General features: G+C 41.3%; 17 protein-coding genes. All 17 read left to right on the forward strand.

Annotation, left to right across the window (positions count from 1 at the left end):
• Positions 1-161 precede the first annotated feature (161 nt).
• The 17 genes from ilvN to argS all read left to right on the forward strand — a co-directional run bounded on the left by ilvN (position 162) and on the right by argS (position 26,143).
• A complete protein-coding gene (ilvN, locus tag ACPLVF_RS03030) occupies positions 162-698 on the forward strand; it encodes an acetolactate synthase small subunit (protein WP_424906354.1) in 537 nt (178 codons plus the stop codon).
• Complete coding sequence (ilvD, locus tag ACPLVF_RS03035; RefSeq protein ID WP_424906355.1) at positions 691-2,349, forward strand: dihydroxy-acid dehydratase; 1,659 nt, start codon at positions 691-693, stop codon at positions 2,347-2,349. The genes ilvN and ilvD overlap by 8 nt, the downstream gene beginning before the upstream one ends.
• Before the next feature lie 362 nt (positions 2,350-2,711).
• Complete coding sequence (locus tag ACPLVF_RS03040) at positions 2,712-9,692, forward strand: IPT/TIG domain-containing protein (RefSeq protein ID WP_424906356.1); 6,981 nt, start codon at positions 2,712-2,714, stop codon at positions 9,690-9,692.
• A gap of 45 nt (positions 9,693-9,737) precedes the next feature.
• The gene (locus ACPLVF_RS03045; RefSeq protein ID WP_424906357.1) at positions 9,738-12,257 is read left to right on the forward strand and encodes an S-layer homology domain-containing protein; all 2,520 of its coding nucleotides are present in this window, start codon (positions 9,738-9,740) and stop codon (positions 12,255-12,257) included.
• Between the two features lie 28 nt (positions 12,258-12,285).
• Positions 12,286-13,824: an S-layer homology domain-containing protein gene (locus ACPLVF_RS03050; RefSeq protein WP_424906358.1), complete on the forward strand. Its 1,539-nt coding sequence runs from the start codon at positions 12,286-12,288 to the stop codon at positions 13,822-13,824.
• A 90-nt stretch (positions 13,825-13,914) separates the two neighbouring features.
• Complete coding sequence (locus tag ACPLVF_RS03055) at positions 13,915-14,112, forward strand: CLC_0170 family protein (RefSeq protein ID WP_424906359.1); 198 nt, start codon at positions 13,915-13,917, stop codon at positions 14,110-14,112.
• A 28-nt stretch (positions 14,113-14,140) separates the two neighbouring features.
• Positions 14,141-15,751: a spore germination protein gene (locus tag ACPLVF_RS03060; protein ID WP_424906360.1), complete on the forward strand. Its 1,611-nt coding sequence runs from the start codon at positions 14,141-14,143 to the stop codon at positions 15,749-15,751.
• On the forward strand, positions 15,738-16,829 hold the full coding sequence (locus tag ACPLVF_RS03065; RefSeq protein ID WP_424906361.1) for a GerAB/ArcD/ProY family transporter: 1,092 nt from the start codon (positions 15,738-15,740) through the stop codon (positions 16,827-16,829). The genes ACPLVF_RS03060 and ACPLVF_RS03065 overlap by 14 nt, the downstream gene beginning before the upstream one ends.
• Positions 16,826-17,944, forward strand: coding sequence for a Ger(x)C family spore germination protein (locus ACPLVF_RS03070; protein ID WP_424906362.1), 1,119 nt, complete (start codon positions 16,826-16,828; stop codon positions 17,942-17,944). Before ACPLVF_RS03065 ends, ACPLVF_RS03070 begins: the two co-directional genes overlap by 4 nt.
• A 64-nt stretch (positions 17,945-18,008) precedes the next feature.
• Positions 18,009-18,638, forward strand: coding sequence for a stage II sporulation protein R (spoIIR, locus tag ACPLVF_RS03075; RefSeq protein ID WP_424906363.1), 630 nt, complete (start codon positions 18,009-18,011; stop codon positions 18,636-18,638).
• Positions 18,639-18,882: 244 nt separating this feature from the next.
• On the forward strand, positions 18,883-20,385 hold the full coding sequence (locus ACPLVF_RS03080; RefSeq protein ID WP_424906364.1) for an aminotransferase class I/II-fold pyridoxal phosphate-dependent enzyme: 1,503 nt from the start codon (positions 18,883-18,885) through the stop codon (positions 20,383-20,385).
• Between the two features lie 51 nt (positions 20,386-20,436).
• Positions 20,437-20,637: a small, acid-soluble spore protein, alpha/beta type gene (locus tag ACPLVF_RS03085; protein ID WP_424906365.1), complete on the forward strand. Its 201-nt coding sequence runs from the start codon at positions 20,437-20,439 to the stop codon at positions 20,635-20,637.
• A 146-nt stretch (positions 20,638-20,783) separates the two neighbouring features.
• The gene (locus tag ACPLVF_RS03090) at positions 20,784-22,019 is read left to right on the forward strand and encodes a PQQ-binding-like beta-propeller repeat protein (protein WP_424906366.1); all 1,236 of its coding nucleotides are present in this window, start codon (positions 20,784-20,786) and stop codon (positions 22,017-22,019) included.
• 13 nt (positions 22,020-22,032) lie between these two features.
• Positions 22,033-22,836 carry a glutamate racemase gene (murI, locus tag ACPLVF_RS03095; protein ID WP_424906367.1) on the forward strand — a complete coding sequence of 268 codons (804 nt, stop codon included), beginning with the start codon at positions 22,033-22,035 and terminating at the stop codon, positions 22,834-22,836.
• 14 nt (positions 22,837-22,850) lie between these two features.
• On the forward strand, positions 22,851-23,855 hold the full coding sequence (locus tag ACPLVF_RS03100) for an asparaginase (protein WP_424906368.1): 1,005 nt from the start codon (positions 22,851-22,853) through the stop codon (positions 23,853-23,855).
• 129 nt (positions 23,856-23,984) lie between these two features.
• Positions 23,985-24,350 carry a hypothetical protein gene (locus ACPLVF_RS03105; RefSeq protein ID WP_424906369.1) on the forward strand — a complete coding sequence of 122 codons (366 nt, stop codon included), beginning with the start codon at positions 23,985-23,987 and terminating at the stop codon, positions 24,348-24,350.
• A 38-nt stretch (positions 24,351-24,388) separates the two neighbouring features.
• Positions 24,389-26,143 (forward strand): arginine--tRNA ligase, encoded by a 1,755-nt coding sequence (argS, locus tag ACPLVF_RS03110; RefSeq protein WP_424906443.1) that lies wholly within the window; start codon positions 24,389-24,391, stop codon positions 26,141-26,143.
• Positions 26,144-26,148: the final 5 nt, after the last annotated feature.

Below are 26,148 nucleotides of genomic sequence, written 5' to 3' on the forward strand. Positions count from 1 at the left end.
CTTGTGGTGAGATGGTGAGTTTTAAAAAAACCTAAAAATACTTGACGCGATCAATAAAATAACCCAATATTGATAATTTTAAACAATTTTATGGTATAATATTTTAAATTAATTTTTCTGTATATTTTTATGCCTTATCACCACATAGGGAGGTGAAGCTATTGCGGAGGGCTGTGTTTTCCGTTCTCGTACATAACGAGTACGGTGTTGTTACGAGAATCTCCGGGCTTTTCACGAGGAGGGGTTTTAACATAACGAGTTTCACGGGCGAAGAAACGGAAAACCCTAAGATATCGAGGATTACCATAGTAGCTGAAGGCGATGAAAGGGAGCTTGAACAGATAAAAAGCCAGGTGGAAAAATTGGTGGATGTTATAAAAGTGGTGGAGCTTGATGTTAAGGCTTCTGTGCAGAGGGAACTTGCCCTTGTAAAAGTAAAAACCGATGATAGGAACAGGGCAGAAATATTTCAAATTGCAGAATCTTTTAGGGGTAAGATTGTAGACATTGAACCCGAATCGGTGATTATCGAAATAACCGGAGACCTTGAAAAAATAAAGGCGTTTTTGAACATGATGAAGCACTACACCATAATTGAAAGCGTAAGGACAGGCATTATAGCCCTTCAAAGGGGTAAAAAGGGCATCTTGGATGAAGAAGATGGAATTGAAAAGGCAAAGGAGGCTTTGTATGATTAGCGACAGGGTAAAAAAAGGATTTCAAAGGGCACCTCATCGCTCACTTTTTTATGCCATGGGATTTACAAAGGAAGAATTGGAAAGGCCCATCATAGGTGTGGTAAATTCAAAAAGCGAAATAATTCCGGGCCATGTTCACCTTGACAGGATAGCCCAAGCGGTAAAAACGGGTATATCTATGGCAGGAGGCACTCCCGTGGAGGTGCCTGCAATAGGCATCTGCGATGGGATTGCGATGAACCACATAGGTATGAAGTATCCCCTCGCAAGCAGGGAGCTTATAGCGGATTCCATAGAGGCATTGGCTATAGCCCATGCTTTTGATGGGCTTGTCCTTATCCCAAACTGCGACAAAATCGTTCCGGGTATGCTGATGGCTGCGGCGCGCCTCAATATACCATGCCTTGTGGTAAGCGGGGGCCCTATGTATGCAGGAAGGTATAAGGATAAAAAAATAGACCTTTCCACGTGTTTTGAAAGCGTGGGGAAATACAGTCAAGGGAGTATGACCGACGAAGAACTTGAGGAAATAGAAAAAAGTGCATGCCCCGGATGCGGCTCCTGTGCAGGGCTTTTTACTGCAAACTCTATGAACTGCATGGTGGAAGCTTTGGGCATGGGACTTCCGGGGAATGGGACGATCCCTGCTTACGAAGGAGCAAGAATAGCCCTTGCTAAAAAAGCGGGAATGGCTATTATGGAGCTTATAGAAAAAGACATAAAACCGAGGGACATAATGACCAAAAAAGCCTTTGAAAATGCTATTGCTGTAGATATGGCCCTTGCAGGGTCGTCTAATACGGTTCTTCATCTTTTGGCAATTGCCCATGAGGCAAAGGTTGATATTGATTTAAAGTTGTTTGACGAAATAAGCGCAAAAACTCCCAACCTTTGTAAGATAAGCCCGAGCGGGGAACACCGCATGGAAGACCTTCACAAAGCAGGTGGGATACCAGCTGTGATGAAGGAGCTTTCCAAGAAAGGGCTGATAAACTTAAATGAAATAACTGCTACCGGAAAGACAGTAGGGGAAAACATTGAAAATGCCGAAATTCTTGATAAAAGCGTCATAAAACCTGTAGAAAACCCTTATAGAGAAACCGGAGGTCTTGCGGTGCTTTTTGGAAACCTTGCTCCCGAGGGTGCGGTGGTAAAGGAAGCGGCGGTGGCACCTGAGATGCTTTACCATGAAGGGCCTGCAAAGGTGTTTGATTCGGAAGAAGATGCTGTCGACGCCATTTTAAATGGAAGGATTAAAAAAGGCGATGTAGTTGTTATAAGATACGAAGGCCCTAAGGGGGGCCCGGGTATGCGGGAGATGCTTTCCCCCACCTCGGCTATTGCTGGAATGGGGCTTGATAAGGATGTGGCTCTCATCACCGATGGAAGATTTTCCGGCGCTACTCGGGGAGCATCCATAGGTCATGTTTCCCCCGAAGCTATGGAAGGAGGCCCCATCGCCCTGATTAAAGACGGCGATATAATTAGGATTGATATAAAAGGAAGAAGGTTGGATGTTTTGTTGACCGATGAAGAAATTGAAGAAAGGAAAAAGTCTTGGGTCTGCCCGCCTCCTAAGGCAAAGGAAGGTTACTTGGCTCGCTACAGCAGGTTGGTAACCTCTGCTTCAAGGGGAGCGGTTTTAATATAAAATACAAAAAAAATAATGTAAAAAGCTTGTTAAGCTGCGAAATTCCAAAAATCGCAGCTTTTTATTTATATTTTTGACAAAGATTTTATAAAATGTTGTTTAACTTTATAAAAAAATTGTCGATAAATTTTACAAAAAATTTATTAACAGGTGTGGAAAGTATGTGGATAAATTATACACAATGGGGAAAACCCCCTTTAGTCTGCACCAATTCTTAGGGACAAGGGATGTAAATTATCAACACCTGTGGATAACTCTGTGGATAATTTGGATAATTTTTTTAAAAAAAGGTTTTTACTGGATTTTTGTCGAATAAAACCATAATATCGCAATAAGAAGGATATGCACGGGGGTTGAAAGAAATGGTATTTAAATTTGCAAAGAAGCTTTTGTATAAATTTTTAAGCGTAATACTCCTTTTTTCAATTATATTTACTTGCTTTACTGTAAAAACGATATTTGCAGCAGTACCGGTTATCAAAAGCATATCCCCAAGCTCAGGAAGTGCTGCAGGTGGGGAGACTGTTAATATTTATGGGGAAAATTTTACATCGGCAAATAATATTAAAGTGCTTTTCGGAAGTGCCGAGGCTAAGGTCATTTCTGTAAACACAGAAGGCACTTTGATAACAGTCGAAACTCCGTCTTATCCCCAGTTAGGGAAGGTAAGCGTTACCGTAAAAAACTCGGATACGGAAATTGCAATATCCGACCCTGCAAGCGGCGGAGGATTTGAATACCTCCAAAGCAAGCCCCAGATAGACTCTGTTTCCCCATTGACCGGCACCGCAGGGACGGAAATAACCATCACCGGCAAGGAGTTTATGAAGGATATAGATTCCCAAAGAAAGCTAATTGTTCAAATAGGTGGCTATGTGGCATCAAAGATAACCTATGTCAGCTCAACGGTAATAAAGGCTGTTGTTCCTGCCATGTTTATCGGTTACAAGGATATCCGGGTGGAAAATCCTGATGGCGGAACTGCTATTTATTACCCGGCGGAAGACAGCAAAAAGTTTTACTACCAGAAAAGCACCCCGACCGTAACCAGCATAACCCCAGCAAAAGGCCCCATTAATACCGCAACGGAGATAACCATAAAGGGTACAAACTTTGTTGCGGGCTATTATCCGGGCACTCAAACCCCTATAACAACCGTTACTGTAGGCGGTGTTTCTGCAACCGACGTGCAGGTGATAAACGAGACCACAATTATAGCAAAGACCCCACCCCTTTCAACCCTCGGGCCACAGCATGTGATTGTAACCGTTGACGGCGTGAGTGCTATAAAGGAAAACGGATTTACATATATATCAAAACCTGAAATAAGTGCTGTTAACCCCAATAAAGGAAGTGTCTTAGGGGGGACACAGATAAGCATTACCGGTTCAGGATTTATGAACGGAGCAACGGTAAAGTTTGGGTCAAATGCTGCAAAAAATGTGGTTGTTCAGAGTTCTACCTTAATTACTGCTACACTGCCAGAAAGTACAGCTTCAGGGCTGGTATCTGTTACAGTTACAAATCCGGATGGCGGAAGTTATACAAAGGATAATGCTTTTGAATACACAAGGACTACTCCTGTTATTGATAAAGTATCAAATACCATGGATTTTACCGGACCTGCAGAAGGCAGCGTGCTCGGCAATGAGTGGATTTATATAAAGGGTAAGGGTTTTGGGGATGACGGTTATCCCGATGAGGTAAAGGTGTATTTCGGTTCAAAGACTGCTTTGGAAGTCCGTCTGACTAAAACGTCTGAAGGAGATTATATAGCTGCTTTAACACCCCAAAGCAGTGTAGAAGGCACTATAACATTGAAGGTTGTGAATAAGGATGGAGGAACCGCTACTTCCTCTTTTACATATACGAGGAGTAAGCCTGTGATAACGGATATTTTCCCCACATCCTCTACAACCACAAAGCAGGAAGATGTAACTATTACCGGTTACGACTTCATGGATGGGGCAAAGGTTTACTTCGGAAGCTATGAGGCAAAAAATGTTGTTGTTTCAACTGATAAAAAGAGCATTAAAGCAACTATTCCCGAAAGTCCATCACCGGGGCTTGTGGATGTAAAGGTGGTAAACCCCGATCAGGGCACGGCGGTTTCCTCTCAGAAGTTTGAGTATGTGAAGAGCAATCCTGAGGTGACCTCTGTTGTCTACGATAAGGATGTGGGGCAGTACGTATATGCACCTATTAACGCGGATATTGAGTCCCTTATGAATATAAAGGTTAATGTTGGGACCACAAAAGGAGGCAACAATGTCAGGATAGAAGGCAAGGACTTTTCAAGCAATGCTACGGTTACCGTAGGAGGAAAAGCGGCTTTAAACGTAAAGGTAACCAAAGAATCGCCTGAAAGGCACATAATAACCTTTGAAACCCCTCTTGGAGATGTAGGGGTAAAAGATGTTGTTGTGCAAAATCCTGACGGTTCAAAGGTGACTGTGCCCTTCAAATACGTTATATCTCCTACAATAACCGGCATCACCCCTTCAACGGGCACCACGGAAGGGGGAGACATAGTAGAGATTTCCGGCACCAACTTTGCAGGTAAGGCTGAGGATATTAAGGTATTCTTCGGAGGGGCTGAAGCACAGATTCAAAGTGCTTCATCAACTAAGATAGTGGTGAAAACCCCAAGGAATCAGGAAGGCGCAAAAAATGTCACGGTGATAAACCTTACCGACTACGGCATTGACATAAAAAAGGACGGTTTTACTTATGTTTTGCCTCCGAGCAATCCGCAAATAGAAAGCATAAGCCCTTTAAGCGGACCGACGACCGGAGGTACCGAAATAACCGTTGTGGGCTATGACATAAGAAGCGGTGCCAAGCTTTACATCGGAGGGAATGAAGCTACGGTTACTTCAATAGAAGTAAAAGAGGAAATGTTAGAAGGCGGCGTTGTTTATAAAACCACGCTGAAGGCTGTTACACCGCCCGGTACCGCAGGGGAAAAAGAGGTCAAAGTGATAAACTCCGATGGGAAATATGCTCTTTCGCCGAAGCCCTTTACTTACAAAATACCCGAAAAGGCATTATCCATTACCAGCATAACGCCCAATAAAGGCTCGGTGCTCGGCGGCACCTCGGTAACCGTAAAAGGTGCAAATTTTGTAAAAAGAGAATTGGTAGAAGGCACAATTTACCGAAAGACTAAACTCACCATAGGCGGCAATGAAGCATACAACGTAGATGTGAAGGACGACCTCATAACCATTACCGCGCAAACCCCGGGTGGCTCCTTGGGGGCCCAGGATGTTATCGTAAAGGTGGTAAAGGTGGATGAATCCAAAAATCCTGAAGAGGAATTGGAAATAGAAAGCTCCGCGGTTTTAAAGGGAGGCTTTACCTATGAACTCCCGAAAAGTCAGCCCAAGATTACAAAAGTAGTAGCCTACAACCCGAGAACGGGGCAGGAAGAGCCTGCGGTGGGCCCGGTAGGCGGAGGAACCATTGTAAGGATATACGGCGAAGAGTTTATTGCCGAATCGGGCGGAAAGAGGTTGGAGGTATATTTCGGCAAGAACAAAGCCAATATTGTTGAGGTCGTAAGTTCAGGGCTCATTCAGGCGATAACCCCTTCGAGCACGCAGGTAGGAGCGGTTGATGTAAAGGTGGTAAATCCCGACGGCGGGGAAGCGGTAGCTTACGGAGGATTCATATATAAAGGCAACAACATAATAGTGACGGGTATTACCCCGAACAGCGCAAGTGTCCTTGGAGGAGTTAATGCAATAGTCTTCGGCGCAAATTTCATAGAGGGCACTCAGGTGACCATAGGCGGAGAAGCAGCGCTGAATGTAGTTGTTGAAAGCCCGACGAAGATTTCGTTGACAGTACCGCCAAATACGCCGGGTCTAAAGGATGTGGTTGTATACAACAGCTTCGGAAGCGCAAGCTTACAAAAAGCTTTCCTCTATTATGTGGAGCAGACAAAACCCATTATTGATAAAGTTGAACCCAATATCGGAAAATCAACGGGGGGCGACCTCATTAAAATTTACGGTCAGGACTTTATGGCAGGCCCCAACACAAAGGTTTTCATAGGTGAAAATCAAGCACAGCAGGTAAATGTGAAGAGCACTACCGAAATAGAGGTAATCACTCCTCCCGGAACGCCAGGATGGAGGAGCATAACGATTATAAACAGCGATGGGGGCACATATACACTTTTAAGCTGCTTTAAGTATATAAGCACACCCGTAATAGACTCTGTTACCCCTTCAAAAGGGCCCGTTGAAGGGGGAATGTACTTAGAAATCAAGGGCAAAAACTTTATGCCGGGACTTAGTGCAAGGTTTGTGGGCGGTTTTGTCTATGAGGGGCAAAATTATATAGACCTTCAAAACATACAGGTGATAAGCGAAAGCCTTATAAAAGCCTTTACCCCGCCTTCACCGGGAGGATATAAGGGCTTTGTGGACATTGAAATTATAAACCCTGATGCGGAAGGGACTTTTGGAAGGGCCAAAAAGGAAGGGGCATACCTTTATAAGGACACCTATACAAAGCCCGAAATTTACTATATTACACCCAATAAAGGACCCGTCGACGGCGGTACCGAGGTAACCATAACCGGCAAGGATTTTGCAAAGGATGCCGCTGTGGTTTTTGGAGATAGCTTCTCACCAAGTGTAGTATATAGAAACTCTACGACCTTGATAGCAAAAACACCGCCGGGTAAGGAAGGTACCGTTGATGTGCAGGTGATAAATTTAAGCGACGGCGGCTTTGCCAAAAAGGAAAAGGGCTTTACCTATACCGTGCCTCGAAGCTCACCCAAGATAACTTCGGTAGTCCCCAACAAGGGAAGCTCTGAAGGAGGCACTCCGGTTACAATTTACGGAAGTGACTTCAGGGAAGGTATAATAGTCCTGATAGACGGCAAGGAAATTCCAAATGACAAAGTAAACCTGATAAGTCCCACTGAGCTCAGGATAAAGACACCTGTAGCCGATACATACGGCAAAAAGGCGGTAACCGTTGTAAACCAGGACGGTGGGATGTTCACATTAAAGGATGGCTTTGAATACGTTCCTCCTGCTACACTGCCGGTTATTACAAATGTTACCCCCACTCAGAGCACCGTATTCGGCGGTGCCCTTGTCAGGGTATTTGGCAAAAACTTTGTCCCGGGGGCAAAGATATACTTTGGCGGTGTAGAAGCGCAGGAGGTTGCGGTGGACGAAACGGGAGAGCTTGCCACATGCGTAACCCCTGCATATAAGACGGGAAGTGCCGATGTTTTAATAAACGGGAAATATCCGGTTGAGGTTATTTTGGTAAATCCCGATGGAGGCCTTGCTTTATACCAAGAAAATTTCTACTTCGTTGTTCCCGAATCAAGGCCCAAAATACTGGAGATTAATCCAAGCAAAGGCCCCAAAACGGGAGGAAACCTTATTACCATAGAAGGCGTGGATTTTAGGAAGGATGCCAAGGTGTTTATAGGCACTAAGGAAGCTAAGGTAGAAAAAATTGAAGACGACCAGGGCAGGCTTTCCACCGATGAAGGCTTTGTATCTGGGGTTAAGATAACTGTAGAGGTGCCGACGGGTGATACAGGCAAAGTGGATGTAAGGGTCTTAAACCCCGATGGAGGGCTTGCTCTCCTTTCAAAGGGATATGAATACCTTAATATTTCTGGGGAAATAACTCTTGAATTCATAAACCCCAGCGAGGGTGCGGTATCAGGAGGGACTCCCTTTGTAATAAAGGGTAAGGGCTTCGTAAACCCGGTCAGTGTCTACTTCGGAGGGGAGCTTGCGAAAAACGCTTCTGCAGTTGACCCCAACACCATAAAGGGTTACACTCCACCCAATACGCCGGGTAAAAAGGATGTTGTTGTATTAAACGGCAACGGGCTTTCCGGTGCTTTAAAGGACGGTTTTGAATATAAGGTTCCTTCCAAATACCCTAAAATTACAGGGATTGATCCCAACAAGGGCCCCTCTTACGGGGGAATTGAAGTAAATATATACGGTGAAAACTTTTTGAGCAATGCCAAGGTATATATTGGCGAAAACGAGGCACAGGTCACTCTTGTAGAGCCCAACCATATAAGGATTATACTTCCACCGGGAGATTTAGGTGTAAAGGATGTAATAGTCATAAACCCCGATACGGGAATTGATATTTTGGAAGAGGGCTTTTCCTATGTGGATTTTCCCAAGATTGAAAAAATCGAACCCAATGAAGGGCCTGTTGAGGGAGGAACGGAGATTACCATTACAGGTAAAAACTTCAAATCGGGGCTTGTGGTGCTTATAGGAGAAAAAACCGCTCTAAATGTAAATGTAGCAAGCGATACCAAAATCACAGCGAAGACCCCGCCCCATACAGCAGGATATAAGGATGTGAAGGTCATAAACCCCGATGGTGCGGAGGCAACACTAAAAGACGGATTCTACTACAAACCTCCGAGGACAAAACCTGAAACACCGATGAACTTTATTGCAGTAGGTTACGATAAATCTACGGTAAAACTTTCATGGGACCCTTCGTTAAACGCAAATTATTACGAAATCTACGGTGCTGAGAGTTCAAATTCCCAATACAAATACATCGGCAAAACTGCGGATACGGTATTTTTCGTCACAGGGCTTTCACCGGATACCAAATACTACTTCAAGGTAAGGGCTGCAAACGAACTTGGGGTATCGGATTTTTCCTATGCCGATTACGCCTACACGTTAAAAGGGGAACTGGAAAATCTGCTCGAGTTACCCTATGATTTTTCGGAAGATAAGGGCAGGGCTGAAGTAACGGTCTTTGTAAAGACTGAAAAATACTTAAAGGATAAAGACTATAAAGTTGTTGTAAAATCCAATGGGGCGTTAAACTACAAATCCTGCAATGCCATTTTGCCCGTAAATGTTCTTTCAAAGGTAGGTTCGGTAACCCTTGTTTTTGACGAAGTAGCTATTAGGCTGAATTCAAATTCTATATATTCTTATAAACTTGCTAATTTAAGTGAAAAGGAAAAGGAGGACACAAGCCTTTTGGTAAAAATTACAAGGCCCGAAGGTAAGGAAAGGGATGCTGCGGTTAAGAATCTGCCAAAAGGCGCTGTCATGCTTTCGGATGTAATAAATTTAGATTTTGAATACAAAGTGACGAAGTACTACTTAAAGCCCGATTATATAAACGCCTACCTTTATATAGATTACGACTACAACACCTTTTATCAAAAAGGGCTGAAAAGTGCGGAGTTAATGCGCTACGATGATAAAAGTAGAGCGTGGTCAAAGGTTTCTCAGGTGGAGGGCTACTACTTTACAACGGGAGGCCTAATCACCAACAGAGGGTATTTCACTGTTGTGGGAAAATAAAGGTAAAGAGTTAAAAAAGTGGGAGGAAAGGGGAGAAAGAATAAAATGGTTTTTAAAGATATAAAATGTCTCTCCGCTAAAGATTATCACTCTACTAAAAATAACATCAGCACCAAAATCAAAAGAAGTATTTTGACGATTTTATTAATATTAGTATCAATAGTTGATCTATTTTCAATAACCCCCCTCCTTCCTTCCACGCTCGTATACGCTTCCGAAAACGAATATTCTGCTGTCTCCTATGCAGGGGTATTCCAAAAAATTTCCGATTTTCAGGATGTAAAAAACCACTGGGCTGAAGTCCCGATAAAAAAGATGTATGCTCTTCTTTTAATGACGGGAGGCGGGAATAGGTTTTACCCCGAAAGGACTATTACAAGAGAGGAGGCCCTTTCGGTTTTAACAAGGCTTTTTTATGATAAAAAATCAAGTAAACAAAGTTTTACTTCTAACACAACTTCAGAGGTAAAAGCTTCAAACTGGGCAAAGGATAATATTTTAAAAGCAAAAGAATTGGGGATTATAAGCGATGAAGAATTAAGCTCAACGGATTTTACAAGACCTTCATCAAGGGAGGAGGTCTTTACCTATGCTGCAAAGGCTTTAAAATTTCCCGAAGAACAAAATTATAGTGAACCCCTTTCAGTTTTCGAGGACGCACGGGAAATAGACTACCAAAAGGCAGGATATATAGCCTCACTTTATGAAAAGGGCTATGTTTTTGGAATAAAGGGAAGGATTTATCCTAAAAAGGGTATGACGAGGGCGGAATTTGCCGCCTTTCTGGACAGGTTTATCAATGGCCCCTCTTCCCCTTACGATTTAAAGGAGGGGAAGGTTACAGGGTCTGATAATAATTACATATACCTGAGGCTTGATACCGGTGAGAATATAAAAATTAATGTTCAAAAAGGCAAAGGGGATTTTCCAGTCTTAAAAGCTAAAAATCTTTACCTTTCAAAATCTTTAAAAACAAATGATCATGTAAAACTTTTCGTTAAAGATAATAGCGTTTTGTTTGCCGAGGTTCTCGGCTCCGGTGAAAGGACAATTACAGGGAGCATAGAAGGCTACATTCCTGAGGAAAGGATTATAAAATTCAAAAACGGCGATGGGAACATTAAAAATTACTATTTGGTAAATGGGGCACAAGTGTATTACGGTAGTGATAAGGTAAACGAGGATGAAATTCAACCCGGCCTTGAGGCTAAAATCACCGCTTTTGGAGAAAAGGCTTATGGTGTCTTTATAATAAAAAACCGAGGGCAAGAGCTAAAAGAAAGTATTATTAAGGGTACGGTTCTTTCCCTAAACGATAACGGCGAGGTTTTAAAGGTAAGTGCTGTTTCCTTTGAAGATGAAGAGAAAACCTATGAAGAATTTTACATCTACCCAGACACCGTGATAAAAAAATCCGGGCAATATATAGGATTGGACGGCCTCAGCCCAGGGGACGAATTTGAAGCAAGGGTGGTTTTAACGGGGCAGAACAAAAAAGCACTTAGCGTTGATGTAATTAACAAAGGAAGAATAAAGGCCATATTTAAAGGTAAAATAGCAAAATCCGATTTTACCAATGGTATTGTGCTACAGGATGTGAAAGAATTTTACTTTGGGAGGTTTTACCCTAAAAGCAATCTTTTAAAAATTAAGATTGATGATGACACAAAGGTTTACGAAAAAGGCGAAGAGATTCCAAAGGATAATATTGTAAACCTTTACGGCAGGGAAGTGTACGCGGCGGTGGAAGGTGATGAGGGTAGTTTCAAAGCCTTAAAAGTGGTGGTAAAAAGCGGCGATGAGTACTTAGAAAACGGCTTTTTTACCCCAAAATGGTCGTTAAATATCCTATCCTTTAGGAATTCTCAAGGCATATTTGACGATTATACCATAGCTTCCTATAAGGACGGAGAAGTTTTTCCAGAGGTGCTTGAAGAAGGAAGGGAAGCCTTTGCGGTTTTTAATAAAGAGGGCGAAACGGTAAGAATTCCCATTGTTTATCAACCTGTTTTTTACGGAAAGGATTTTAAAATAATAAAGGGTAAAATTTACGAAATAGGCGAGGATAAAATAGGAATAAAATACCAAAGAGAGTTTGAGAAAAACGCTTGGAGTGGTGAAGATTCATCTTTGACTTACCACAACTTAGGGGATTCCCTTTTGGCTATTGATTTTACAAATACTTCTCCTAAGGTTTTGACTAAAGAGGACTTTGTAAAGGACCGCTTTTACAAAAACTACTACTACAGATGGGCATATGTTCTGAAAAAGAAAGATTCCACAGTTGGCATTGTAATAACCGATGAGCTAAAGGATGATGTGGTAAGCATAGGCAGGATTTCCTCTATATCAAAACCCGGAGAGACGGTAAGCATCGAAAGGATGATGGATTTTAGCCCCTTTAATATGAAGTGGAACTATGATGCTTCTTCTCTGGACTTGGATGTTAGGGGAGCATTGATAGTAAAGGATGAGAGCCTGTACGACTCCTACTACCTAAATCAAGGCGATAGGGTCTATTTTATAAGGGACAACAACAAAGGTTTAATTATCTTTAAATTTTAGTTATAAAAAAATTGGAAGGGATATTTAGATGAAAAAATCGGGATTTTTTAAAATAAAAACCGCAGTATGTAAAATATTATTAGTGAGTTTAATTTTTATTTTCCCTAAAATTTCCTTTGCCCTTCCAGGCTATGAAGGGGGCATAAAAAACGAAGTAGAATATATTGAGCCCCTTTTTATTACGGGTGAGCCGGTTTTGCTGAAGGGTAAGGTGACCGTTTCCGAGGGCAGGGTAAAGGATGGCAAAAGGCAGGACAGGATAAGCTATAATCTATACAACGAGGATAAAACCATTTTACTAACAAGGAGCCTTACCTTTGATGTAACGATTAGGGAAATAAAGGAAAAGAAGCAGGTAATAGAGGATGCCGAGATAAGCCGTTTCAGCGAGAATATCACTGTAAAGCGCGGCAAAACGCAGGACAGGTTCAGTTTAATTTCCTACTCTTTCTCTTCTTCGCAGGTTACGGATATAGCACCGGCGGTGGACTATTCTTCTCTTAATTTTGGGGGGAGGAAGGTTTACTCAATAAACAGGGATGAGGGTGAAGTGGTAATAGAGTTTTCCGCAAAGGGTGTGGGGTATTCCAATGCTTTCGGGTCGGTAGAAATAAGAAAGGGGAGTTATATAATAAATTATAAAAGGAAGGAAAACCAAAAACTTAATATTCCTGCCTTTTTATGGGATGCAAAAATCGATTCGGAGATCTACTGGGAAGTTGTGCGGGATTTAACTTATATAAAAAACGACCCCAAACTCATAAGCTTTGAAGGAGGATATTTGGAGGAGCAAAAGGAAAGTGCAAAAATAAAGTACTACTACGACCTTCCAAGAATAAAAGATGGTGTTCCAGACTCCGCAGGGAGAAATACGGGGACGATAGAAAAACTCTTGGAAACAACCCCAAAAAGTAAACGCACAGAAATCGTAAAGGTATATGATTTAAACAACCACTGGGCGAGGGAAGATGCGGAAAAACTAATATCCTTGGGAATAATTGAACAGAAGGGGAATTATTTTTATCCGGACAGTTTTGATAGAAGGGGAAGTTTTGCTAAAGCTTTGGGTAAACTCATAGATTCTTCAGCGAGGATAGCAAAAATAAAAGAAACCAGTGGGAGAGGGCTTTTAAAAAATTCCAATGAAGGTTCCAATAACTCTATATTTGATGATGTTAGTGAAAAGGACAGCGGTTTTGAATATATAGAAAGCCTTTACGAATTCGGGGTTATGGAGGGAACAGCGTATAAGCTCTTTTCACCTGATAAGACGCTTACAAGGGCGGAAGCAGTGACATCCATAGTTAGGGCACTTGGGCTTATGGATGCAATCAGCGAATATCCATCAAGCACGGGATTTGCAGATGATGGAAATATACCCCTTTGGGCAAAAAAAGCGGTTTTTATAGCAAGAGACATAGGAATCGTTAAAGGCGACAGGGCAGGGTGCTTCAGGCCCTACGACCCTCTTACCAAAGCCGAATCGGCAGCCCTTTTAACAAGACTTGTAAAATATTTAAAGGATGACATTAAAAAAGATTTTGTAAAAAGGAGTTTAAGTTATTAGAGGCCTCTTTTAAGGCCTCTTTTTTATTTTGTTTGCATAAAAAACCTTTACAGGCAAAAAACTATAAAAAAGCTAAAAAGGGGAAAAAGTATGGAAGTAAAAGATTTTTTGTCTATAACTCATATTATTGTCTTTATTTTATCGGGATTATTTCTTTTATTTATTGATCGCCCTTATTTGAAAAAAAAGGGCTATACCAAAGATGAGAAAATCTGCAGGGTTGTAGGTTTTTTCTACGTTTTTGGCATACCCGCAATATACCTGTTGCTTTCTATGTTTTTTAAATAAAAAATATAACCGCAAAGGAGGGGACTTATTGAAAGGGCTTTTTAAAAACCTCTTCAAAGGAAAAAAGACAGAAATATACTTTGAAAAAGATATATCCCCTGACAAATCAAGGAAAATAAAAAAGGATATTAACGAAAATATAAAGATTTTAAACGAGGAGTATTTTATTGACTGTGATGATGTTATAGTAAGGGAATTTCAAGTAGTCGATGCTTCAGGGAAAAAGCACAAACTTGCGGTGGTATGGATAGATGGCCTTGTAGATAAGAATCTGATTCAGGAGCATGTGATAAAGGCTCTTATGATATTTGCAAGAAATAGAGCGATATTTCATACAGCAGAGAATTTTTTGGAACAGGTAAAAGAAAGCCTTATAACCGTTGCGGATTTAAAGGAATCAGACAATTTCGGCGAAGCGGTGCTCGCAGTATTAAGCGGAGATACCGTGCTTTTGATTGATAAAGCGGAAAAAACTTTGATTATAAGCTCCCGGGGATGGGAAAAAAGGGGTATTCAGGAGCCTTCTACAGAAGCGGTCATACACGGCCCTAAGGACGGTTTTACGGAGACCTTCAGAGTAAATGTAGCTCAGGTAAGGAGGAGGATTAAAGACCCGAATCTTAAAGTAAAGACAATTAGGCTGGGCAGGCATACGAGGACCGATGTGGCTATTTTATTCATTCAGGGGATTGCAAATCCCAAGATTGTAGAAGAATTTTTAAAAAGGCTTGATAAGGTGGATGTGGAAGGCATATTGGATGCAGGGTATCTCGAGCAGTACATCGAGGATTCGTGGGTCTCTCCTTTTCCGCTGTTCAGAAGGACTGAAAGGCCTGATGTGGCAACTGCTGCCCTTTTGGAAGGGTGTGTGGTTTTAATTACTGACAATACCCCTTATGCCCTTATAGCACCTGTTACCTTCTGGAGCCTTTTTCATTCAGCTGAGGATTATTATGAGAGGTGGCAAATAGCTGCACTTATAAGGTATTTGCGTTTCATAGCTATTTTCACCGCAACTTCGGCTCCTGCCTTTTACGTAGCCTTCGTTTCCTATCATCCCGGGCTTTTGCCCACAGACCTTGCTTTGTCCATTGGGGCAACAAGGGAAGGTGTACCTTTTTCCGCCACTATTGAAGCCTTAATCATGATGATTGCCTTGGAGCTTTTAAGGGAAGCGGGGGTGAGGCTGCCCGGGCCCATTGGTCAGACCATCGGTATAGTAGGAGGCCTTATAATAGGAGAAGCAGCGGTGAGGGCAGGTATAGTAAGCCCAATTATGGTTATAATAATTGCGGTGAACGCCATTTCATCCTTTGCTATACCAAGCTACAGCGTTGCGATAGGTTTTAGACTTTTAACCTTTATTTTCCTTATACTTTCATCCATAGCGGGACTTTATGGGATAACTATTGGCTATATATGGCTTACCTTATACCTCAGCACACTAAAAAGCTTCGGAGCTAATTACTTGGACCCCTTCGTGAATTTAGACCCCGAAAAAATGGAGGACCTCATGGTGAGATTCCCTTTAAGGTACATGACCAAGAGGCCGGACTTTACCCATCCCCTTGATGAGACCACATTGAATAAAGACCTGATTTCAAAGATTCCAAGCGGTGATGAAGATGTTGATGGATAACGAAAAGATATCTACGAGGCAAGCGATAGTATTTTTAATTAGCGTTGCCGTAGGTGTGGGGATATTAAGCCTCCCAAGGCAGGTGGATGAAAAAGCAGGGCAGGACGGATGGATTTCTATTATCATAGGCGGAATATTCACTTTGATAGGAAGTATCATTGTGGCAGCGGTGGTTTCACGACAAAAAAAAGATGTAGTAAAAATAACCGAAGATCTTATGGGAAAATTTGCATCAATAGTAGTTGGTATGTTTTACATAGTGTACTTCATAGTGATGGCAGCGGTTGTAAATCAAACTTTTGCAGAGGTTTCGAATCTTTATCTTCTGGAAAATACACCCAAGGAGTTTACCATTATCACAATGTTATTATTAGTTTTTTATGCATGCAGGATAGGAATAGAACCCACCGTAAGAGCTATTATGATACTCTTTCCCTTTGCCACTTTTTTATTTATTTTTATAATCTTCACCTGTCTTTCAAGAGCAAAAATTGATGAAATACTGCCTTTTTTTTCAACACCTGTGAATAAAATTTTTACTGCCTCCTTTGAGAGCCTTTTCAGTTTGGAAGGCTTTGAATTACTTTTAGTACTTGGGCCTTATCTTAGAAGGCCAGAAAAGGCAAAGAAAATAGTGATTATTTACACTGAAATTGTTACCTTCTTTTATGTATTTATAACTCTAGTCACTTTTATGGTCCTCGGCAAAAACGAAACCAAACTCTTCAAATGGCCTGTATTCATGATGATAAAGGGTATTACAGCACCTGGAGAGATTTTTGAGAGAATGGATGCAATAGCTATCTCCATATGGGTTATAGAAATATTCACAACAGTCGTAGCCTATTATTTTGCTGCAATACAAATATTAAAATCCTTATTAGGACTTAAAGAGCAAAGGTATATAGGAGGTATTCTTTTCCCTCTTTTTTACTTTATTACAAATATGCCCAAAAATTTCACTGAAAACCAGATAATAGCTGGTTTTGCAAATTACCTTATTTACCCTGCAGCCTTTATTATCCCGCTTTTGGTTTATATAATTAGTATTTTCAAAAAGACGGGTGAGGAGTCATGAAAAAGTTTATTAGGGTTTCAATAATTATTACCCTCTTATTTTTTTTATCGGGATGCTGGGATATGGTGGATATAGACAAGAGAATATTTATAGGAAATGTGGGGATAGACAAAAAAGAAGATAAGTACCTTTTTACTTTTACCTATCCCATCGTTAGAAAGCTCGTTGGCGGAGAAGGGGGAGGAGGTGGTGGCGGACAGGGAAAAAACATCTATGTAATAAAAACTGAGGCACGGTCTTTGACAGAGGCTATAAGCTTAATAGCTCACAGGACGAGCAGGAGAATAAATTTTGACCACTCAAGGAATATTATCATAGGGGAGGAATTGGCAAGGGATGGAATAAAAGAAATAATAGACAGTTTAGAAAGAAATCCGCAGACAAACAGGAGGAGCTATTTGATAATTGCTAAGGATAGGGCAGAGAAAATATTAAGCAAAGAGAATGACCAAGAGATTTTGCTCGCTTATTATATTGAATACCTTTTTAAATCAAAACAGAATCCTGGTGATTATGTTGATAGAGATTTTTCAGAGGTTATGGAGCAAATACATTCATTAAAAGGTGATGCTTTAATGCCTGTTATAACAGTAGCAGGAAAGGATCTTGATGCAAACGGCGGGGCGGTTATAAAGGACTATAGGCTAATAGGTTATTTAAATACGGAAGAAGTGAGGGGGATAAACATACTACTGGGAAAAGCTATGCAAACGATTACCGCCTTTGATATTGATGGCACTAAATTAGCTGTTTGTGAAATAAAAAGTGCAAGATCAACGCCGGTACTTTTGAAAGCCCAAGAAGTACCTGTTATAAGGTATGACATAGAAGTAGCTGCTTCACTTCGGGAGATTCATTCCGATAAAATAGGCAAAAGGGGGTTAAAAGAGCTTCAGGAAGGCTTTGCAAAAGAGATAAAAAAACAGATAGAAGCGGGTTTAAATAGAGTCCAAAAGGATTACAAAGTGGATGTCATTGGAGTGGGGGAATATTTATATAAAAGAAAACCAAAAATATGGGAAAAATATGAGAAGGATTGGGAGGAAATATTCCCTGATGTAGAGATAATAGTAAATCCAAAGGTAAAATTTATAAACCTCGGCCCTGTAATATGATTAGGGCTTTTATTTTTGGGGAATAATTCTATTTGAAGGGAAAATATAAGGGGAGAGGTATAAAATGAAAAGGATTAAAAGGGTTTGCCTTTGCCTTGCTGTAATACTTTTGGCAAGCTTTTTGGCGATTGTGTTTGCTGGTTTTGCGGTTAAAAACGATGAGGAATACGTGCACAAAGGTGTAATTAGGCTTCACGTAGTGGCAAACAGCGACCTCAACGAAGATCAGGAATTGAAGTTAAAGGTAAGGGATGCAGTTTTGGAAAACCTTACTCCTGCATTGAAAAATGTAAAAAATCAGGAGGAAGGGAGAGATTACATAATTACCCATCTTAAAGAGATTGAAGGTATTGCAGAAAAGGAAGTAATAAAATACGGAAAAGATTACGATGTAAAGGCGTATTACGGTGTTTTTCCCTTTCCTCCCAAAAAATACGGGCTTTTGTATTTCCCTGCTGGAAATTACGAGGCTTTGAGGATAGTCATAGGTAAGGGAGAAGGCCAAAACTGGTGGTGCGTGCTTTTCCCACCCCTTTGCTTTGTGGATATAGCTAAAAAGGACATTTTAGATAAAGATGAAATTTTGACTGAAGGCAAAAAAATGGAGATCACCTTTAAATTAAAATCCAAAGAAGTGCTGGAAATGGCTTTAAAGCGCCTAAAAGAAGGGGCGAAGCTTGCCTTTAAAAAATAAATTTAAGTTTTATATACTTAGCCATAAAAAAGTCTATTATTTATTATTAATGGTGATTAATCTACTCTATTAATGGTTATAGGCTATACGCTTTACTATATTCCTTTTTAGAGCTTTTTATTCTTTTTTTCGCCCATATTTCACAAAAAATTAACATTTTGTTTGGAAATTGTTTATTGAAATTTAAAAAAATATATGCTTTAATATGTTTGTTTAAATAACCAGAGGGAGTGTGAATCATGAGATGAACATTGAAAAACAGCAAGAAACCCCTCTTTTTTCGGCCCTGAAAAAGTATGTGGAGGACGGCACCATATCCTTTCACGTCCCAGGGCACAAAGGGGGAAGGGGAATACCGGAATTTAGAAGTTTTGTAGGAGAGAACATCCTGGCCATTGATGTAACCGCAGGACTCTTAGATCTCGACAACATATGCAGCCCCCGTGGAGTGATTAAAGAAGCGGAAGAACTTGCTGCCGATGCTTTTGGAGCTGATCATGCCCACTTTCTCGTGAACGGGACCACTTCCGGAATACAGGCAATGATTCTTGCTGTGGCAAATCCAGGGGACGAAATAATAATACCGAGGAACGCTCACAGGTCAGTGACCGGGGGGCTTATCCTAAGCGGTGCAAGGCCAGTTTATATACAACCAGTAATTGATGATTACATGGGTATAGCCATGGGAATAACACCTGAAAGCGTGCGCAGGGCTTTGGTCGAACACCCCAACGCAAAGGCGGTCTTTGTAATCAATCCCACCTACTACGGTGTAGCGTCCAACTTAAAGGAAATTGTGGAAATTGCCCATTCATTTGGGAAACCCGTCATAGTGGATGAGGCTCACGGTGCTCATTTTGGGTTTCACCCAGAACTTCCCCTTTCAGCGATGGAAGCTGGAGCGGACATGAGTGCAGCGAGCGTCCACAAGCTTGTAGGGTCAATGACCCAAAGCTCTATACTTCTTGTTAAAAGTAAGTTGATTGACGACAGACGCGTCAAAGCAGCCATGAACTTGACCCAGACCACAAGCCCTTCTTATCCTCTGATGGCCTCCCTTGATGTGGCAAGAAAACAGATAGCACTCCACGGGAGGGAGTTGCTCTCTAAGGTAATAAGGCTTTCTGAAGAGGCAAGGAAGAGATTGAACGAAGTAGAAGGCCTTTACGTAATGGGAAGGGACAAGGAAGGCACTGAAGGGTGCTTCAGATACGACCCCACAAAGATTGCAGTCAATATAAGGGAACTTGGGCTTTCCGGATTTGAGGTAGAAAAAATCTTAAAATACGAATACCGCATTCAGGTTGAGCTTTCAGATCTTTACAACGTGCTTGCTGTAAGCGCCATTGGCGATTCCGAAGAAAGCATGGAGGTATTTGTCAAGGCGATGACCGAGATTGCCAAAAAATACGCGAGGAAAAATGTTATAAAGATATCCGCTTCCCTGCCCGAAAGCGGCGAACTGGTGGTATCACCAAGATACGCCTTCTATGCTGAGAAAAAAGCTGTAAAGCTGGAAGACGCCGAAGGGGAAATATCCACCGAAATGCTTATGGCCTATCCGCCGGGAATCCCCATAATCTGCCCCGGCGAAAGGATAACAAGGGACATAATAGACTATGCCAAATCCCTTCAGGCCGAAGGATGCCACCTTCAAGGAACTGAAGACCCTGAAGCTATGTTTATTAAAGTCATTGCAAACAAAGAAGCGCTGGAAATGGAATACCGGCAATTAATAAATTATTAAAAATGAGAAATACTAAAAACGTGCGCAAAAAATTTAAAAGGAGGGGGCTTTATGTCCCGAAGAAGGCGCGGCGTCATGTCCGAAGCCCTCAAGTACGAGCTTGCAAAGGAACTTGGGGTATACGACATAGTCGCGAAAGAGGGTTGGGGTGCTGTTCCTTCCAGAGATTGCGGCAACCTTGTAAGGCTTGCGATCGAAAGAGCGGAACGTGCAATGATCGAAGATTACAATAAACTCCACCCCGAGGGCTAAAGCTTCCTTGAGCGCACAAAACCAGGGTTTTACACCCTGGTTTTTATATTACCCAAAGATTTGTTAAATTTTAACCTTTCTCCTTTTTGAAGAATAATCTAAATATAAGACTTTTTTTTAATAATTTTTTTGAAAGGGGCCTTATCATGAGACTTCCTGAAGTTGTCTTGGGAGAAAGGCAGTTAAAAATAACAAGGCCTTTTATGAGCGGCACCGATGTGAGGCATCTTCAGCAGGCACTAAAGGATTTAGGGTTTTACAGCGATAGAATTGACGGTATTTACGGAATTAATACAGACAGAGCTTTTAGGAGATTTAAAAAATACCTGAAAGAAGAGGATAACGAAAAAGCGATTGAAACCCTGAAAAATTACGAAAAATACGGCATAGGTTTTTGGCGCACCTTTCACGGCGATTTTTCCAATACGGGATATTTCCCTTTTAAAATTCGCGACCAATTGAACACGGTTTTTTTAAAAAACATTAAAGGTATAAATTCCATGGCGGTGTATAAAAAACTTTTATTTGTTTCGGGAGATGATTTTGTAATATGCCTTGATGCTAAAAACGATGAAGTTTTATGGTATAATAACGAAATAAACCCTCGATTTCCTATAACTGCTAACTCTGATTACATTATTATTCCTGATGAGGGCATAATTTTATTAGAGCCCTTCAGCGGTAGGATGGTTGAAAGAATAGATTTGAAAAATCCCGTTTACGGTAGTGCGGTCTATTATTTAGGTAAAATCTTTTTTGCGGAGGGAAAAGGAAGTATAATAGGGTATAAACCCGGTAAAGGCATAGTATGGGAATTTAATACCGATGGGGCCTACTCCACACCTCCCGCTTTATATGGAGAAAATTTATTTTTTGCTTCCTATGACAGAAACGTTTACTGCTTGGATTTAAAGGGAGAGGTTATATGGAAGACAAAAATTTACGATTATATAATAGAGCCCCTTTTTGTCTTTGAAACTTTTGCCTTTGCGCTGGGAGAAGAAAAATTGTATGCCTTTGATAGCTTCACCGGCCAAGTTTTGTGGATTAAAGTATTACCAGAAAGAGATTTTATAACCAATTGCCTTGCGGGGAATATCCTTTACATTGTAACGACTGCGGGAAATCTTTTCATTTTAAACAAGCAAAAAGGGGATTTTGAGGGGATAATTACCCTAAAAGAAAAACCCAATAAACTGTTTTTTGGAAACGGCGAAAAATTGTTTATCGGAAGCCAAAACGGATTATTAGTTTATGCAGTCTCGGAAAGCGGTGTTTTTTTGAAGGAAGAGTATTTAAAAGGTCATAATATTAAGGCTGTCGCCTTTTCGGGTAAAACCCTTTTTGCAGCAACAGAAAAAGGACTTTTTGCTTTAAGTTGAAGGAGGGATTTTCTTGAGCAGTAAACCCATTGGAGTTTTCGACTCGGGAGTTGGGGGACTTACCGTATCAAAAGAAATCATGGAGCTCTTGCCCCATGAGGCCATTGTGTATTTGGGGGATACCGCAAGGGTGCCCTACGGTTCAAAATCACCGGAGACCATAACCCGCTACGCTTTTGAAGGCTTAAAATTTCTTTTGTCAATGAACGTAAAGCTTGTTGTTATTGCCTGCAACACGGTAAGCGCCACATGCTTAAAAGAGCTGCAAAACAATTCAAACGTTCCCGTAATAGGGGTAATAGAGCCGGGAGCAAGGGCTGCGGTGAGGACTACAACCTCTAAAAAAGTTGGAGTTATCGGTACCGAAAGGACTGTAAAAAGCAAGGTTTACGAGAGTGCTATAAAAGAAATTGACAGTGAAATCATGATTTTGTCAAAAGCCTGCCCCTTGTTTGTCCCTCTTATTGAAGAAGGGTGGCTTGACAAGGAGGCCACATATCTTACTATAGCTGAATACCTTATGCCCTTAAAAAAGGAAGGAATAGATACCCTCGTGCTTGGCTGCACCCATTACCCCCTCCTAAAACCTTCCATTGCTCGGGTTCTCGGTGAAGAAATAAAATTGGTGGACTGTGCAAAGGAAACCGCGAGGATAGTAAGAGAAACCCTCGAATCAATGGGACTTTTGAACCAAGGGGATTTGCCTTACGAAGAAAAACATAAATACTACGTCACCGACAATCCAGAAAAATTTAAAGAAATAGGGGAAAGGTTTTTAAATAAGAAGATAGAACATATAGAAAAAGTTAGGCTATAAAAGGAGCGGTTTTTATGAAGAAAAAAATTGCCTTTTTAGCTACCGGTGGTACCATTGCCTGTGTTAAGACTTCCGAAGGTTTGAGGCCGGCCTTTACGCAGAAGGAAATGCTCGAACTTTTACCTGAGCTTTCGGAAATAGCGGAAATTGAGGGAAGAATGATAATGAACATCGATAGCTCCAATATGCAGCCTGAAGACTGGACTATCATAGCAAAAGAAGTGGAAAAAGCCTTAAAAAATTGCGACGGTGTAGTTATCTCCCACGGAACAGATACCATGGCCTATACATCCTCCGCCTTAACTTACATACTTACCTTTCTTAAAAAGCCTGTAATTCTTACTGGAGCGCAGGTTCCCATAGGAGAAGAATGGAGCGACGGCAAAAAAAACCTAAAGGATGCCTTTTTGACAGCTGTAGCCGGCGAACCCGGGGTTTTTGTAGTGTTTGACGGCAAAATTATATTTGGAGACAGGGCAGAGAAACTGAAGTCCAAAAGCTTTGATGCCTTTTACAGCGTAAATAGCCCTTTTGCAGGGGAAGTGGTTGACGGCAAAGTAACTTTTGCTAAGGAAGTATTAAAAGCTGAAAGGGATAGGATACAAAATATATGGCAAAAGATTGCCATAAAAGAAGGTTATACAAAAAGAGAGATTCAGGGAGCTCCATGCATTGTTTACGATAAAATTAATGCGAAGGTAATGCTTTTTAAATTATACCCCGGGTTTGAACCCGATATGCTTCTTTATGCAAAGGGGAAAGGCTATAAAGCAGTCCTCATTGAAAGCTTTGGAGCTGGAGGGGTTACCTTCAGGGAGCCGAGGAATTTGATACCTGCAATAAAAGAACTTATCGATTCCGGTATAAAAGTGGCGGTGACAACACAGGTAGTCTATGAAGGCGTTGATTTAAGCCTTTACGAAGTAGGAAGAAAAGCCCTTGAGGTAGGAGCTATCTCCTGCGATAAAGATACAAGGGAAGCAGCACTTATTAAACTTATGCTGTCTTTATACGATTAAAAAAATTAAAGGGTAAAGTCCAGCCTTAAGGTTTTAATTTGAGGCTGGATTTATTTTTAACACAAATTACCCCAGGGTCATATTATAAAATATGAAAAAACTATGGGCAATATTAAGGGGGAAAGTTTTATGAACACCTCCTGGTTAAAAGTTGTAGGGGATGTTTTGACCAGCGAAGCAGTTATGGAACCTGTAATTGCAGCTGTTTTGGGCTACGGTATAAGCGTCTACAACAAAAACAGGCGATTCAGGATAATAATGGAAATAACTGCCGATGTGGTGGACTATATAGAGGAGCACTACAAGGAGTGGGGAATTAAAGGCAACCAGAAAATGGAAAAATTCTTGGAGATATTTTCAAGGGAGTTCAAAAAGCACTTTGGAAGAAGGCCCACGAAGGAAGAGCTGGAAACTGCAAAAATTCGGGCGGAGGCTTTGGTGTACAGGGCGAGAATGAATTATGATATAATTAAAAAAAGTATGATAAAAAAATAGTTTTGTTGCATAAAATTGGGCAAAAATATATAATATTAATGTATTTTAGGTATTTTTTTGATTGGAGGAAAAATAGTGTGGACATCAAGCAGAAGATAAAGGCGGATATAAAAAGTCTCATAATATCGGCACTGAATGAGGCAAAAAAGGAAAATGTCTTAAATTTTGATGAAATAGCGCCCTTTGCCGTTGAAGTGCCCAAGGAAAAAGCTCACGGGGATTTTGCGGCAAATATAGCAATGGTAATGGCAAAAAAAGCCAAGCAGAGCCCCGTCAAAATTGCAGGAGTAATAAAAGAATACATTGAAAAATCCCTTTCTTTTTATAGCAGCGTCCCTATAGAAAAAATAGAAGTGGCAGGACCGGGGTTTTTGAACTTTTATTTAAAAAAGGATTGGGCCCACGAAGCCTTATACTACATCCTAAAAGAGGGCGAAAATTACGGCAAGCAGGATATAGGAAATGGCAAAAAGGTTCAGGTAGAATTCGTGAGCGCAAACCCTACAGGCCCCATGCATATGGGCAATGCCCGCGGTGCAGCCCTCGGCGACGCTTTGGCCGAACTTTTGAAAACTGTAGGATACGATGTCACAAGGGAGTTTTATATAAACGATGCCGGGAATCAAATTGAAAACTTTGCCCTTTCCTTGGAAGCGAGGTACCTGCAGCTTTTGGGTTACGATGCGCAGATCCCCGAAGGAGGCTACCACGGAGAAGATGTTATAGAACACATGAAGGAGTTCATTGAAAAAGAAGGGGATAAATACTTGAATGTAGAGCCCGAAGAAAGAAGAAGGGTCTTTGTGGAATACGCCCTCGAAAAAAACATCCGCCGTATGAAACAGGATTTAGAAAATTTCGGCGTGGTTTTTGACATCTGGTTTTCGGAGCGCTCCCTGCACGAGAGTAATAAGGTGATGGATACTATAAAAATGCTCCAAGAACGTGGATATACCTATGAAAAGGACGGAGCTTTGTGGTTTGCTGCCACCAAATTCGGCGTGCCCAAGGATGAGGTGCTAATACGCCAGAACGGTATCCCCACCTATTTCGCAGCGGACATTGCCTATCATAAGGACAAGTTTGACAGGGGCTTTGAATGGGTTATCGATATATGGGGTGCCGACCACCACGGGCACGTGCCAAGGGTTAAAGCTGGGCTTGCCGCCCTCGGATACGACCCGGAAAAGCTTACCATTATCATAATGCAACTTGTAAGGCTTTTCAGGAACGGCGAAATTGCCCGCATGTCCAAAAGGACAGGCAGGGCTGTAACCTTAGCAGATCTGATAGACGAAGTTGGAAAGGATGCAGCAAGGTTTTTCTTCAATTTGAGAAGTGCGGACACCCATTTGGATTTTGACCTTGATTTAGCTGTAAAGCAGTCGGAGGAAAATCCCGTATTTTACGTGCAGTACGCCCATGCGAGGATTTCGAGCATATTAAGAACTGCAAAGGAGCAGGGCATAGAATTTGACGTTGAAAACTTCTCGGAAGCGAGAATAAAACAGCTGGTGGGACTTTTGAAAGAAGAGCCCGAGATTGAGCTTATCAAAAAGCTTGCCGAGTTTCCTGAAGAAATACGTATAGCAGCGGAAAACCTTTCTCCCTATAGGATCGCAAATTTCACCTTGGAGCTTGCATCGCTTTTCCACTCTTTTTACAACAGCTGCAGGGTGCTCACAGACGATAAGGATTTGACTAAAGCAAGGCTTATACTTATATTTTCAACCAAAAGGGTTTTGAAGAATGCCTTCAAGATACTCGGCATTTCGGCACCCGAAAGGATGTAAAATAC

Source organism: Thermovenabulum sp. (genome assembly GCF_049701175.1).
GTDB lineage: Bacteria > Bacillota > Thermosediminibacteria > Thermosediminibacterales > Thermosediminibacteraceae > Thermovenabulum.